10 protein-coding genes are annotated in these 13,680 nt (G+C 67.3%); 3 read left to right on the top strand and 7 right to left on the bottom strand.

Translation table 11 applies throughout. The features are described 5' to 3' along the window. Positions 1-59: 59 nt before the first annotated feature. Genes ACT3SZ_RS05605 through aspS form a run of 3 tightly spaced genes read right to left on the bottom strand, consistent with a single transcriptional unit; the run spans position 60 to position 4,488 of the window. Positions 60-1,475 carry a replication-associated recombination protein A gene (locus ACT3SZ_RS05605; protein WP_444617335.1) on the bottom strand — a complete coding sequence of 472 codons (1,416 nt, stop codon included), beginning with the start codon at positions 1,473-1,475 and terminating at the stop codon, positions 60-62. Then, positions 1,472-2,662, bottom strand: coding sequence for a phosphotransferase family protein (locus ACT3SZ_RS05600; protein ID WP_444617333.1), 1,191 nt, complete (start codon positions 2,660-2,662; stop codon positions 1,472-1,474). The genes ACT3SZ_RS05605 and ACT3SZ_RS05600 overlap by 4 nt, the downstream gene beginning before the upstream one ends. 41 nt (positions 2,663-2,703) lie before the next feature. Next, on the bottom strand, positions 2,704-4,488 hold the full coding sequence (gene aspS / locus ACT3SZ_RS05595; protein ID WP_444617331.1) for an aspartate--tRNA ligase: 1,785 nt from the start codon (positions 4,486-4,488) through the stop codon (positions 2,704-2,706). A 170-nt stretch (positions 4,489-4,658) separates the two neighbouring features. On the opposite strand from aspS, the gene ACT3SZ_RS05590 reads away from it, so the two are divergent. Further along, positions 4,659-4,982 carry a hypothetical protein gene (locus tag ACT3SZ_RS05590; protein ID WP_444617329.1) on the top strand — a complete coding sequence of 108 codons (324 nt, stop codon included), beginning with the start codon at positions 4,659-4,661 and terminating at the stop codon, positions 4,980-4,982. 35 nt (positions 4,983-5,017) lie between these two features. Here ACT3SZ_RS05590 and ACT3SZ_RS05585 read toward each other — a convergent pair whose 3' ends face one another. Next, entirely contained in the window at positions 5,018-5,149 is a 132-nt protein-coding gene (locus ACT3SZ_RS05585; RefSeq protein ID WP_444617327.1) for a hypothetical protein, read from the bottom strand. A 301-nt stretch (positions 5,150-5,450) separates the two neighbouring features. On the opposite strand from ACT3SZ_RS05585, the gene ACT3SZ_RS05580 reads away from it, so the two are divergent. Together ACT3SZ_RS05580 and ypfJ are read left to right on the top strand one after the other, a co-directional pair. Next, the gene (locus tag ACT3SZ_RS05580; RefSeq protein WP_444617325.1) at positions 5,451-7,382 is read left to right on the top strand and encodes a calcineurin-like phosphoesterase C-terminal domain-containing protein; all 1,932 of its coding nucleotides are present in this window, start codon (positions 5,451-5,453) and stop codon (positions 7,380-7,382) included. A gap of 26 nt (positions 7,383-7,408) precedes the next feature. Further along, entirely contained in the window at positions 7,409-8,359 is a 951-nt protein-coding gene (gene ypfJ, locus ACT3SZ_RS05575; RefSeq protein WP_444617323.1) for a KPN_02809 family neutral zinc metallopeptidase, read from the top strand. Between the two features lie 27 nt (positions 8,360-8,386). Here the strand turns inward: ypfJ and ACT3SZ_RS05570 are convergent, their stop codons facing one another. The 3 genes from ACT3SZ_RS05570 to betT all read right to left on the bottom strand — a co-directional run bounded on the left by ACT3SZ_RS05570 (position 8,387) and on the right by betT (position 13,677). After that, on the bottom strand, positions 8,387-9,964 hold the full coding sequence (locus ACT3SZ_RS05570; protein WP_444617321.1) for a GMC family oxidoreductase: 1,578 nt from the start codon (positions 9,962-9,964) through the stop codon (positions 8,387-8,389). Between the two features lie 64 nt (positions 9,965-10,028). Next, positions 10,029-11,534 (bottom strand): aldehyde dehydrogenase family protein, encoded by a 1,506-nt coding sequence (locus ACT3SZ_RS05565; RefSeq protein WP_444617319.1) that lies wholly within the window; start codon positions 11,532-11,534, stop codon positions 10,029-10,031. Then, entirely contained in the window at positions 11,527-13,677 is a 2,151-nt protein-coding gene (gene betT / locus ACT3SZ_RS05560) for a choline BCCT transporter BetT (protein ID WP_444617317.1), read from the bottom strand. The genes ACT3SZ_RS05565 and betT overlap by 8 nt, the downstream gene beginning before the upstream one ends. Positions 13,678-13,680 lie beyond the last annotated feature (3 nt).

Below are 13,680 nucleotides of genomic sequence, written 5' to 3'. Positions count from 1 at the left end.
CGTCGACGCGGGTGTTTTAGACGCGGGTGTTTAATCGCGTTGCCTTAACCGGAAACAGTCTACCCGCTGCCCCGGACGATGCCACGCAGGGTCTCCAGGCGGGGCTTGAGCGTGTGCTCACGGCCGTGCTCGGTCGGTAGGTAGTAGCGGGCGTCTGCCAGGTCCTCCGGCAGGTAGTCCTGGCGCAGGACGCCCCGCGGGTCGTCGTGCGGGTAGCGGTAGCCGACGGCGTTGCCGAGCGACTCCGCCCCCGAGTAGTGCCCGTCGCGCAGGTGCGGCGGCACCACCGAGCCACGTCCTTCCTGGACGTCGGCGAGGGCGGCGTCGATGCCCTGCACCACCGAGTTCGACTTTGCCGCGGTGGCGATGTGTACCGTCGCCTGCGCCAGCGGGATGCGTCCTTCGGGCATGCCGATGAAACTCACCGCCTGGTGCGCGGCGACCGCTGCCTGCAGGGCCGTAGGGTCGGCCATGCCGACATCCTCGGAGGCGTGTACGACCAGACGGCGGGCGATGAAGCGGGGGTCCTCCCCCGCGTCGATCATCCGTGCCAGGTAGTGCAGTGCGGCGTCCGGATCCGAGCCGCGCAAGGACTTCACGAAAGCACTGGTGATGTCGTAGTGCTGGTCGCCGTCGCGGTCGTAGCGCGCCACCGCGCGGTCCGTGGACGCCCGGACGTCCTCAGCGGTCAGGACGCTGGGAGCGTCCTCGCTTATCTCCCCGAGCCCTTCGACCGCGGCCTCGAGGTAGGTCAGCCCCCGCCGGGCGTCGCCGGCGGCGAGGGCGGCGAGCAGGTCACGGGCGTCGTCGGCCAGGGTGACCGCGCCACCGTAGCCGCGGCGGTCGGTCGCGGCCCGGGTGAGCAGCATGGCGATATCGGCGTCCTGCAGCGGTTTGAGCTGCACCAGCAGCGAGCGCGACAGCAGCGGTGAGACCACCGAGAAGCTCGGGTTCTCCGTCGTCGCCGCGACGAGCAGCACCGTGCGGTTCTCTACCGCGCCGAGCAGTGCGTCCTGCTGGGTTTTGGAGAAGCGGTGCACCTCGTCGATGAACAGCACCGTCGACTCGCCGTGGGCCAGCAGGCGACGGGCGTTGTCGATGACCGAGCGGACCTCCTTGACCCCGGCGTTGAGCGCCGAGAGCGCTTCGAAACGCCGGCCGGACGCCCCGGCGACCAGGGAGGCCACCGTGGTCTTGCCCGTGCCGGGTGGGCCGTAGAGGATGACCGAGGAGTCCCCGCGGCCGTCGATCAGACGGCGCAGCGGGGAGTTGTCGCCGAGCACGTGGGACTGGCCGACGACCTCGTCGAGGGAACGCGGACGCATGCGAACCGCCAACGGCGCGTGCGCCCCGGGGTGGAAGTAGGAGTCCGACGACCGCGACGGGACGTCCCCCGGAGACCCGGGAGAACCAGGGGCCCCTGGAGAACCAGGCGCCGCGTCGGGGACGTCGAAGAGTCCGTCGCCGTCACTCATCGAATTTGCGGCTGCGCCCCGAGCTTGGCCAGGGTGGCCAGCAGTTCGGCGGCGAAGTCGCGCACGGCCGGGAAGCTCTCGTCGATGTCGTGACGGTCGGCGAAGCGGCGCACCGCCTCCACCGTGGTCGCCAGGTCGGCGAGGTGTTCGCGCGGCATCAGGTCGAGGCGGCGGGCACCCTCGGCAGCCGAGGCTGAGGTCTCGATGACCGCCAGCGTGCCGTGGTAGAGCAGCGAGAGGCTCATCAGCGACCAGCCGACCAGTGAGGCCATCAGCGCCTTCTCCAGACGCCCCTCCTCGCGCACCGCCGGCCACACCACGGAGACTTCCGAGGACCAGGACTCGATGAACTCGCGGAGCTCCTCGGGATCCAGCAGCGGGGTGGTGATGTCGTGGGGGAACCCGGCGATGACGCAGGCGACGTCGGAGACGATATCGCGGAAACCCGCCCACTCGTAGTCCAGGAAGACGACCGAGTCGGCCAGCATGATGTTGTCCGGGGTCAGGTCGAAGGGGGTGAACGCCTGGACCCGGCTGCGGGACTGACGCGCCCCGGCTTCGTGGGCGAGAGCCTCGACGGTGGGGTCCACCGTCACCCCGCTGCGACGCAGCAGATCCAGACCTTGCTGGACCAGTGCGGCGACGTCCACGTCCCGGTCCGTGACGCCGGAGGCCGGCAGGTTGTGACGGGAATGCTGACGACGGTTAAGGGTGTCGAAAGCTTCCTGGCCGTCGGCGGTGGCGACGTGCATGCGACCCAACGCCCGGCCGAGCTTGCGCAGGGCGGCGGCACGCTCCCGCTCGTCGGCCATGGTGAGGATGTCGGAGTAGTTACGTCCGTCGCCCAGATCGGAGAGCACCATGATGCGGGTGTCGATGTCGTGGGCCAGCAGCTGCGGGCCCGGACGGTGCTCCTCGGCCAGCGTATTGGTGTACTGGTAAGCCACCACCTCGCGGACCATCGCCGAAATCGCCTCGGAATCATCACCCCGAGAGGCCACCGGCGGAAGCTGCTTGATCACGACAGTGCGCTCCTGGAGGAACGGGTTCGGTGACACCCGGACTCGCACCACCAGGGAATCACCGCTCCCACCGAGGTTTTCCGGGTGGGTCAGTTCCGGGGTGCCGCCGAAACGGTTCCCCAGCAGGTGTGCCGCACTCTCCAGCGCGTCGTCGATACTCAGCACGTCGATGTCCTCTCTCGGACGTCCCTCCATGTGCGAAGGACTCAGGCGTTCTTCTTGGGCTTGGCGTCGATCCCCGACTCCTTGCGCTGCTGCGCGGTGATCTCGCCGGGGGCATCCGTCAGCGGGTCGATGCCGCCACCGGACTTCGGGAAGGCGATGACGTCACGGATGGAGTCGTAGCCGCCGAGCAGGGAGACAATGCGGTCCCAGCCGAAGGCGATGCCGCCGTGCGGCGGGGCACCGAAGGCGAAGGCGTCGAGCAGGAAGCCGAACTTCTCGCGCGCCTCCTCCTCGGTGATGCCCATGACGGCGAAGACACGCTCCTGGATGTCGCGGCGGTGGATACGGATCGAGCCGCCGCCGATCTCGTTGCCGTTGCACACGATGTCGTAGGCGTAGGCGGTGGCCTCGCCCGGGTTCTCGTCGAAGTTGTCGATCCACTCCGGCTTCGGGGAGGTGAACGCGTGGTGCACGGCGGTCCAGGCAGAGTGGCCCAGGGCCACGTCGCCGGAGGCGGTCGCGTCCGCGGCCGGCTCGAACATGGGGGCGTCGACGACCCAGGTGAAGGCCCAGTCGCCGTCCTTGATCAGGCCGAGACGCTCAGCGATCTCGCCACGGGCCGCACCGAGCAGCGCACGGGAGGACTTCACGTCGCCGGCGGCGAAGAAGATGCAGTCGCCGGGCTTGGCTCCGACGTGCTCGGCGATGCCGGCACGCTCCTCCTCGGTGATGTTCTTGGCGACGGGGCCGGACAGGGTGCCGTCCTCGCCGACGAGGATGTAGGCCAGGCCCTTGGCACCGCGCTGCTTGGCCCAGTCCTGCCAGGCGTCGAGCGTACGACGGGCCTGTGAGGCACCGCCGTCCATGACCACGGCGCCGACGTAGTCGGACTTGAACACGCGGAAGGAGGTGTTCTCGAAGAACTCCGCGCACTCGGTGATCTCGATGTCGAAGCGAAGGTCAGGCTTGTCCGAACCGTAGCGGCGCATCGCGTCGGCGTAGGTGATCCGCGGGATCGGCCCGGTGATTTCGTAGCCGATCTCCTTCCACACCGAGGCGAGGATCTGCTCGGCCAGGGCGATGACGTCCTCCTGGTCGACGAAGCTCATCTCCACGTCGAGCTGGGTGAACTCCGGCTGACGGTCGGCACGGAAGTCCTCGTCGCGGTAGCAGCGCGCGATCTGGAAGTAGCGCTCCATGCCGGAGACCATGAGCAGCTGCTTGAACAGCTGCGGGGACTGCGGCAGGGCGTAGAAGTTGCCCGGGCGCAGACGCGCCGGCACCAGGAAGTCGCGTGCACCCTCAGGGGTGGAGCGGGTGAGGGTGGGCGTCTCGATCTCGGTGAAGTCCTGGTCGATCAGCACATTGCGAGCCGCAGCGTTCACCTTCGAGCGCAGACGCAGGGCGCGGGCCTGGTTGTCGCGGCGCAGGTCCAGGTAACGGTACTTGAGGCGGGTCTCCTCGCCGACCTCTCCGCCGCTGGCGGAGTCGTCGATCTGGAACGGCAGGGCCGCGGACTCGTTGAGGATCTCCAGGCCGGAGACGTTGAGCTCGATGGCGCCGGAGGCCAGGTTCGGGTTCTCCGAGCCTTCGGGGCGCCCCTCGACCACACCGGTGACACGCAGGCAGTACTCGCTGCGCAGTGCGTGGGCGCGCTCGGCGACCTCACTCTCACGGAACACCACCTGGGCGAGTCCGGAACGGTCGCGCAGGTCGATGAAGATCACTCCACCGTGGTCCCGTCGGCGGGAGACCCATCCGGTGAGGGTGACCTCCTCGCCGATGTGATCTGAGCGAAGGTCACCACAAAGATGGGTCCGCAGCACGTCGCGTAGTCCTTTCGGATTGTTCGGGGACGCTACTCACCGCCAGGGTTGTGCCGGAGGTAGCGCGATATCAGCGGCCCAGTGTACTACCCCGCCGTCGTCGGCGGAACAACGGTGGCATGCTGGAGGGCAATGGTCGAGATCCGATCAACAACGAAGGGACACACGACATGACAGAGCAGGACCGCAACACACAGGACAGCAACCACCGCCACCCTGACTCGGACGGCATCCCCGACCAGCTGACCGTCGAGGACACGGTAGTTACCCCCCTGGATTCCCGTGACCCCTATCGTCTGTTCTGGTTGACGAACCAGGTCGTACTGCTGTGCGCCACGGTCGTCGCCATATTGGCACTGGTGTATGGGCTCGCCACCGGCACCGAAGCGTCCTGGATCAGCGGTATCGCGTGCCTGGGCATCAGCATGCTCGCGGTGATCGGACTACTGCTCGCCCGCCTGGGCAGCGACCTCAAGGCGGCAAACGTTATCTGACCGTGCCCGATCGGGCACGGTCATGAGGGGATCGCTTAGGCGCCGACGCCGCTCCAGTCGAAGCGACCAAGGGTGGCGTCGTACACCTGCTGGGCAACGTCCCAGTGGTTGTACGCGGCCCAGTCGCCTGCGTCGAGAGCCTGCTGCGCGAGTGCGATGTAATCCATGTTCTTCGGGTGCTCCTGTGCATCGGGGGTTGTCTTGCCTGGCTAAAGAATATTCTATGCCGGCATGGTGACAATTATGAAAGGGAGTATAGCCTTCATTTCCCCGATCTGCAGCCACAGGAGTCTCCCCGCTCCCCTGCGCACCAGTTCGGCAGTGCCGCTACTCCCCCGCCTACTGCTGTTCATCGTGGTGTCATGTCGAGGCCACCGCAGTAACAACACCACGCTCTACGCTCCCAGATGCACGGCATACCCGTGACGTACACCCCTCACGATCCAACTTCTCAGGGAGCACCCTCACATGTCTCGACAGCCCTCCCGGTCGCGCACCGGGATCGCACTCTCCACCGTCCTGCTGACCGCCCTGTCCACCACACTCGTCACCGCGGCACCCGCCGTCGGACAGAACGGACAGGACGCACTGCCGGACGCTAGTAGCTCGTCACTCTCCGACGCCCCGGCCCTCTCCAGCTCGTCGGATTCGTCGGAGGCTTCCGCCCCCGACGAAGCCCCCACCACCAATGACGGCCTCTACGAAGGCTCCGTCGAGGTGCTGCGCGGCGATGACAGTGCCGCCGATACCGCCGCTGACGACGCTGACGCCGAGACCATCACCGGTCGCGTCTTCGACGACGCCGACCGGAACTCCTCCCTCGGCGGCGACGAGGACGGCGTCGCCGGGGTGAGCGTCTCCAATGGCATCGACGTGGTCACCACCGACGAGGACGGCAACTACAGCCTCCCGGTCCGCGACAATATGTCCGTCACCGTCACCCAGCCTTCCGGCTGGCAGGTCCCAGTCGACTCCTCCAACTTCGCCCAGTTCAGCTACGACCACTACCCCGAGGGCTCCCCCGACCTGAAGTTCGGCGGCCTCGAGCCCACGGGCCCGGTGCCGGACGCAGTGAACTTCCCCCTGGCGAAGTCCGAGGCCACCGCCTCGAGCGCCCAGAACTGCGCCATCGCCGCCGACACGCAGACCTATGACAAGACCGAGGTCGGTTACGCCGCCAAGGGTGCCCCGGCCGACTTGGCCGCGCGCGACGACTACGCAGGCTGCGGCATCCTGCTGCTCGGCGACAATGTCGGCGACGACCTCAGCCTCAACCCGGATCTCAAGGCCCTTTACGCGGACGCCAACGGCCCGGTCCGCGCCCTGCCCGGCAACCACGACATCGACTACGACGCCGACAGCGACATCAACGCCACCGACACCTACCGGCGTGACTTCGGCTCCCCCTACTACTCCTACGACGTCGGCGACGTGCACATCGTCGCCCTCGACAATATCGACTACAACGGCGATGATGGCTCCGGCAACGGCGGCTACGACGAGCGCATCTCGGAAGAGCAGCTGCAGTGGCTGCGCAATGACCTGGCCACCGTGCCCGACGACCGCCAGGTCGTCATCGCCGCCCACGCGCCGATCGTCAATTACGCCGAGGTCGTCACCGACAACGCTGCGGAACTCTACGATGTGCTGGCCGAGCGTCCCGACGCCGTCACCGTCGGCGGGCACACCCACACCCGCGAGACCCTGCTCGCCGGGGAGCGTCGTGAAGAGTGGGCCACCTACGAAGAGAGCCCGATCGAGGAACTGCCCAATGACCAGATCGTCGCCGGTGCGGTCTCCGGCGACTGGTACTCCGGGGAACTCAACGACAACGGCGTCCCCTACGCCTACACCCAGGACGCCGCAGAGCCGGGCGTGCTGACCATGCAGTTCTCCGGCGGCGAGCGCAGTGAGTACTACACCGTGCGCAACGAGGACCCCTCCCACCAGTTCCTCACCGGTATCAATTCCCCGGCATGGCGCGCCTGGGCCGCTGCCGCGGAGGCCAAGGGCGAGGACGCCAAGGTCGAGCCGATCGACCCGCGCGAGGTCACCAAGGCCGACGTCGAGGGCGGCGAGAGCTACCTGGCAACGAGCTTCTTCAACGGCTCCACTGATGCCTCCGTCACCGTCGGCATCGACGGCGGCGACGCGCAGGACGCAGAGCTGACTCAGCCGGCCGAGGGTGAACCCCTCAACAAGGGGTGGGAGTACACCGAGACCGTCTCGGCGACCCACAACCTCAGCTCCACCGGGAACGTGGCCCAGGCCAGCCCGCACCTGTGGCGGATCGCCCTGCCCACCGATCTGGAGGTCGGCCAGCACACCGCCGAGGTCACCGGCACCGACCGTCATGGTGAGGAGTTCCAGGAGACCGTCGAGTTCACGGTGACCAACTAGCACCAGGCCCCCGCTACACTTCCATCATGTCGTTCAACAACAACCTGTCCGGAATGGGCGGACGTGCCCGCTCCGGCGGCAGCAGCGGTGGTGGCGGAGGCTTCGGCCTCGGCGGGGGCAACAACGGGGGCAACCGGGGCGGCGGGATCCTCGGCATGATCCTGATGAGCCGTATCGGACGGCGCTTCGGGCTTCCCGGGATCATCGTCGTCGCCGTAGTGATCTTCTTCGCCAACGGTGGCGCCGGCATGTTCAGCGGCGGGTCCGATGCAACCTCTGGTGCCACGCGCACCGACGGCGGGAACCTGGAGCACTGCACCACCGTGCAGGACGCCAATACCTACGACGACTGCCGCATCGAGGGCACCGCCATCTCCTTGGACGCTGTGTGGTCCGATCTGCTCCCCGAGCAGGCGGGCATTCGCTACACCGAACCCGGCCTGGTCATCGGTGACGGGCAGGTCAACACCGGGTGCGGTACGGCCTCGACGGCCCAGACCGGCCCGTTCTACTGCCCTGGCGACCAGACCGTCTACATCGGCGACGACTTCTTCACCCAGCTGCGCCAGATGGGTGGCTCGGACGGCCCCTTCGCGCAGATGTACGTGGTCGCCCACGAGTTCGGCCACCACATCCAGAACCTGGAGGGCAACCTGGGCCTGTCTGACTACGACGATCCCGGCGAGGACTCCAATGCGGTGAAGATGGAACTGCAAGCCGACTGCTACGCCGGTGTCTGGGCCGCCCACGCCGACAAGGGCGAGGACGCCGTGCTCGACCCGGTCACCTCCGAGCAGGTCAACCAGGCCATTACCTCCGCTCAGGCGATCGGCGATGACGCCATCCAGTCCGCCGGTGGCGGCCAGGTCAACCCGGATGCCTGGACTCACGGTTCATCCGAGCAGCGCCAGCAGTGGTTCACCACCGGCTACGACAACGGGACAATGGAGTCCTGCGCCCAGGACTTCAGGCGCTGAGGACTCCCCTCACCGATCGGATGCTGATTAGTTGCCGCGGATCAGATCCGAGGCGCGCTCCCCGATCAGCATGCAGCTGATGTTGGGGTTGACCGCGGTGAGCTGCGGCATCACCGAGGCGTCGACGACGCGCAGCCCGGAGACACCCTTGACGCGCAGCTCGGGGTCCAGCGGCGACATGACGTCGTCCACCGCCCCCATACGCACCGAGCCGGCCGGGTGGTAGACGGTGTTGTGCGTCTTGGCCACGTAGTCGGCGATGTCCTCGTCCGACTGCACTTCGGTACCGGGGAAGAGTTCCTGGCCGGCGTACTCGGCCATGGCCGGCTGGGCGACGATCTCGCGGGCGAGCTTGATGCCCTCCACGGCGATGTGCATGTCGTAGCCCTCCTCGTCGGTGAAGTACCGCGGGTCGACCATCGGCTTGTCGCGGAAGTCGCAGGTCCGCAGCCGCACCGTGCCACGAGCCTTGGCGTGGGTGATGTTCGGGGTCAGGCAGAATGCCTCGTCCGCAGTCGGGTAGCCCTGACGACGGGTGTGCATGTCGAAGGGCATCGAACCGTAGTGCATCATCAGGTCCGGCAGGTCCAGGCCGTCGGCACCGCCCTCGTCGACCTTGTCGAAGATGCCGATCTCCCACCACTGGGTGGCGTCGCGGGTCATCGGAACCTTGGACTCCCAGGAGATCACGGCCTCCGGGTGATCCTGCAGGTGCTCGCCGACACCGGGGGCGTCGACCAGGGTCTCCACGCCGACCTCGGCGAGGTGCTCGGCCGGGCCAATACCGGAGAGCATGAGCAGCTTCGGGCTGTCGATCGCGCCGGCGGAGAGGATGACCTCACGGTTGGCGTCCAGGGTCTTGAGCCGTCCGAAGGGGTTGTCGAGGTACTCGATACCGGTGGCCGTGGGCTGCCCACCGTCAGTGGTCTCGCTGAACAGGATCCGGGAGACCTGACGATCAGTCAGGATGTCCAGGTTCTCGCGCTCCATGACCGGGTGCAGGTAGGACACCGAGGACGAGGAACGTACGTTCTCGTCGGTGGCGTTGATCTGGAACCAGTCCGCACCGTGGTTGACGGTGGTGCCCTCGTTGAAGGGAGTGTTCGGCAGGCCCTGCTGCTCGCAGGCTTCGATGATGGCCTTGCCCACCGGGTCGTGGTGCGGCACCGAGCGTAGACGAACGGGGCCGTCGTGGCCGTGGTTGTCGCCCTCGCGGTCATTGGTCTCCAGGCGCTTGATCAGCGGCAGGACGCTCTCGGAGTCCCAGCCGGACGCGCCCAGGCTCACCCAGTGGTCCAGGTCCTGGGCCGGGGTGTGGAAGGCGATGCACGAGTTGTGCGAGGAACAGCCACCGAGCACCTTCGCACGCGCGTGGCGCATGAAGGAGTTGCCGTGCTCCTGCGGCTCGATCGGGTAGTCCCAGTCGTAGCCGGACTCCAGCAGTCCGGGCCACTCGGCGAGGTTGAGGATCTCGGGCTTGTCGACGTCGGTGGGTCCGGCCTCGATCAGGGCGACGGTGACCTCCGGGTCCTCGCTGAGCCGGGACGCCACCACTGCGCCCGAGGAACCTGCACCGATGACGATGTAGTCGTAGTTGTCTCGCATGTCTTCTCCACTCCTCATGTGTTCCATGAATTCAGGTGAACAGTCAGGTACTGCTGGCGGGGTACTACTTCTGGGGGAACCAGCCGGTCGCGGCCGGCTCGGTGTTCTCGTAGACGTGCTTGGCCTCGCGGTACTCCTCGAGTCCGGCCAGGCCGAGCTCGCGTCCGGTGCCGGAGGCCTTGAATCCGCCCCACTCCGCCTGGGGGACGTAGGGGTGGTAGTCGTTGATCCACACCGTGCCGTGGCGCAGCGCCCGGGAGACGCGGTTCGCCACTCCCCGATTGCTGGTCCACACCGCGCCGGCCAGGCCGTACTCGGTGTGGTTGGCCGTGGCGATGGCCTCGGCTTCCGTGGTGAAGGTCTCCACGGTGATGACCGGGCCGAAGCCCTCCTCGACGACCGCGGGGTTCTCCGCGGTGCAGTTGTCGAGGACCGTCGGGGCATAGAAGCAGCCCTTCTCCAGTTCGGGGCCACCCCAGTGGCCGCCGCAGCGCAGGGTCGCGCCGGCCTCCACGCCACGCCGGACGTAGTCGGTGACCTTGTCCCGGTGCTCCACCGAGATCAGCGGGCCGGTTTCGGCGGCCTCGTCGAAGGGACCGCCCATCACGATGCCCTCGGCACGGCGCACGAGCTCGTCGACGAAACGCTCCTTGATGCTCTCCTCGACGATCAGGCGGGTGCCGGCCGAGCAGACCAGACCGGAGTCCAGGAAACCGGCGTTGAGTGCGTTGTCCACGGCAGCGTCGAAGTCGGCGTCGGCGAAGACCACGTTCGGGTTCTTGCCGCCGAGCTCCAAGGCCAACTTCTTGATGGACGGGGCCGCGGCAGCGGCGATGCGCTGACCGGTGACCAGGCCACCGGTGAACGAGACCATGTCCACGTCCGGGTGCGAGGACAACGGCGCACCGGCCTCGGCACCCGCACCGAGCACCAGGTTGGCCACACCGGCGGGCAGCCCGAGCTTGTCGAGCACGTCGATGATCAGGATGGCGGTGTGCGGGGTCAGTTCCGCAGGCTTGAGCACGAAGGTATTGCCCGCGGCGATCGCCGGGGCGATCTTCCAGCTGGCCTGCAGCAGCGGGAAGTTCCAGGGGGTGATCATCCCGCACACGCCGACGGGCTCGTAGACGACCCGGGAGATCACCGAGTCGTCGCCGGCGTCGATGATGCGCCCCGGGTGCTGGTCGGCGATCTTGCCGAAGAACCGGAAGCAGTTCATGATGTCGTCCATGTCGCCCTCGGCCTCGACCAGGCGCTTTCCGGTGTCGAGAGCCTCGGCGCGGGCGAACTCGTCCTTACGCTCGGCCATGGCGTCGGCAACCTTGAGCAGCAGGTCGCCACGGTAGGCCGCCGAGGTGGAGGACCACTCGCCGGCGTCGAAGGCCCGACGGGCCGCGGCGATGGCCTTCTCCGTGTCGGCGGAGGTGGCCTCGGAGACGACGGCGACGACGCTGCCGTCCGCCGGGCAGGTGACGGTGCGGGTGCCGCCGTCGGAGGCGGCGGTCCAGGCGCCGTCGATGTACAGCGACCGGGGAGCGTCCTGGGGAGCGTCCGGGGTGGTGTCAGTCATTGCTGTTCTCTCTTCCTGTCTTTTCAGAGTCGTTGTCGTCGCTGGTCCACAGCGAGGGGGCCGTGCCGTGGGCATCGGCGGTGGGGGTACCACCGTCACCGGTCAGGGACATGTACTCCACGTGCACCTCGTAGGAGTCCAGGACATCCGAGATGACCTGTTCCTTGGAGTAGCCGAGGATATTGTGGCCGCGGGAACCGGTCGCCGAGAAGACCTCGAGCGTGAAGTACACGTCGTGGTCCACGTTAAGGTTCACCGCGAAGTTCGGCACCTGGCCTGGCACCGGATACGCCTGATACTTGAAGTCGTCCTGTCCGGGGAACCGGACCAGCAGGTCGACGAAGTCGATCGGATACTCCGGGTGACGGTCCCGGGTGAGGGTCACGTCCAGGCCAAGCTCGCGCAGTTCCTCGGCGACTTCGGTGATCGCCGGTGCCGCGGTGCTGTCCACGTAGGCCTGGGTCTCCTTCGCCGAGGGGAAGCTCATCCGGCGCTTGAGCCGGTTGCGCCACGCCAGCCGCGGCTGCGGTGTGCCCGAACGGTTGGACAACGCGCCGGGGAGGGACATGGAACGCGACTGCAGCCAGTGGGCCTCGGCGCCCAGGACCCGCCAGATGCTGAACATTAGCAGGTACATGATCACCGAGAACGGCAGCCCGATAAGCACCGTTGCCGCCTGCAGTGTGTAGACACCGCCGATGAGCAGCATCACCAGCGTCAGCGCACCGGTGAGCACCGCCCACACGATGCGCAGCCACGGCGGGCCGTCCGCGTCCTCCACCGAGGGCTTGGAGGTGATGTTGGCCATCACCAGCGAACCGGAGTCTGCCGAGGTGACGTAGAACAGCAAGCCGGTCAGCACGGCGAGGGCCACGGCGAAGGTCGATCCGGGATACTGCTGCAGCAGCAGGAAGAAGCCGGACTCTGGGGTGTCCACCGCGGTCTGCAGGAACTCCTCGTCGCCGTCGCGGAAGAAGCCGAGGGCGGCGTTGCCGAAGATCGAGATCCAGATCGCGATGAAGGCGAAGGGGATCACCAGGACGCCGAGGATGAACTGGCGCAGGGTGCGTCCGCGCGAGATCCGGGCCAGGAACAGGCCCACGAAGGGTGCCCAGGCGATCCACCAGGCCCAGAAGAACAGCGTCCAGTCCGACTGCCACTGGTCCGCCGGGTAGGCGGCCGCACCGTCGGTGTAGGCGAAGGTGTTCATGATCATCGAGGGGAACCGGGACACGAAGTCGCCGAGATTCTGCACCAGGGCGTTGAGCAGCTCGGCTGTTCTGCCCATGACCACGATCCACACCATCAGCGCCAGGGCCAGCCACACGTTGAGCTCAGAGAGCCTGCGGATGCCCTTGTCCACGCCGGAGACGGTGGAGATGACGGTGATCAGCACGGACAGGCCAATCAGGGCGACCTGGACGCCGGTGTTGGTGGGGATCCCGAAGATCTCGGAGAGACCGTAGTTCAGGAACACCACGCCGATGCCCAGGGACACGGCGATGCCGAAGGCGGTGCCGATGGCCGCGGCGATGTCCACGCCATGGCCGATGGGGCCGTGAATGCGGCGTCCGAAGACCGGGGCCAGGGCCGAGCGGATGCTCAGCGGCATGTGGTAGCGGTAGGCGAACAGGCCGAAAGCCATGCCCATCAGGGCATACATTGCCCAGCCGGGGATCCCGTAGTGGAACATCGTCCACAGCGGGGCCATGCGGGCGGCCTCGTCGGAAAGCTCGGCGGTCTCCGGCGGGGTGAGGTAGTTCGTCGCGGGGCCTGAGACACCGAAGAACATCAGGTCCACGCCGATGCCGGCGGCGAAGAGCATCGCGCCCCAGGTGAACATGCCGAACCGTGGCTGCGAGTGGTCCGGGCCGATCTTGGTGTTGCCGACCCTGCGGAACGCGATCACCAGGACGAAGACCACCACTACCCCGGCGGTCAGCACGTAGTACCAGCCCAGGTTGGTGGAAACCCATTCCTTGACCGTGTTGATCACGCTGTCCGCGGAGTCCGGGGCCAACCAGGCCCAGATCACGAAGGCGACCATCAGACCCGCAGACACAATGAACACCGGCCAGTTGACCGGTGAACTCCGTGCTGTCGTCGTTGACTCCCCGCCTCCCGGGGACTCAGATTCTTCCATGAA

This window comes from Corynebacterium sp. AOP40-9SA-29, assembly GCF_052377405.1.
Lineage (GTDB): Bacteria > Actinomycetota > Actinomycetes > Mycobacteriales > Mycobacteriaceae > Corynebacterium.
This window is presented reverse-complemented; position numbering and strand designations above follow the sequence as displayed.

Excerpts from the sequence above, each read along its gene's own strand:
- ACT3SZ_RS05605 (WP_444617335.1), bottom strand. The coding sequence starts at position 1,475 with ATGAGTGACGGCGACGGACTCTTCGACGTCCCCGACGCGGCGCCTGGT.
- ACT3SZ_RS05590 (WP_444617329.1), top strand. The coding sequence starts at position 4,659 with ATGACAGAGCAGGACCGCAACACACAGGACAGCAACCACCGCCACCCT.
- ACT3SZ_RS05585 (WP_444617327.1), bottom strand. The coding sequence starts at position 5,149 with ATGGATTACATCGCACTCGCGCAGCAGGCTCTCGACGCAGGCGACTGG.
- ACT3SZ_RS05580 (WP_444617325.1), top strand. The coding sequence starts at position 5,451 with ATGTCTCGACAGCCCTCCCGGTCGCGCACCGGGATCGCACTCTCCACC.
- ypfJ (WP_444617323.1), top strand. The coding sequence starts at position 7,409 with ATGTCGTTCAACAACAACCTGTCCGGAATGGGCGGACGTGCCCGCTCC.
- ACT3SZ_RS05570 (WP_444617321.1), bottom strand. The coding sequence starts at position 9,964 with ATGCGAGACAACTACGACTACATCGTCATCGGTGCAGGTTCCTCGGGC.
- ACT3SZ_RS05565 (WP_444617319.1), bottom strand. The coding sequence starts at position 11,534 with ATGACTGACACCACCCCGGACGCTCCCCAGGACGCTCCCCGGTCGCTG.
- betT (WP_444617317.1), bottom strand. The coding sequence starts at position 13,677 with ATGGAAGAATCTGAGTCCCCGGGAGGCGGGGAGTCAACGACGACAGCA.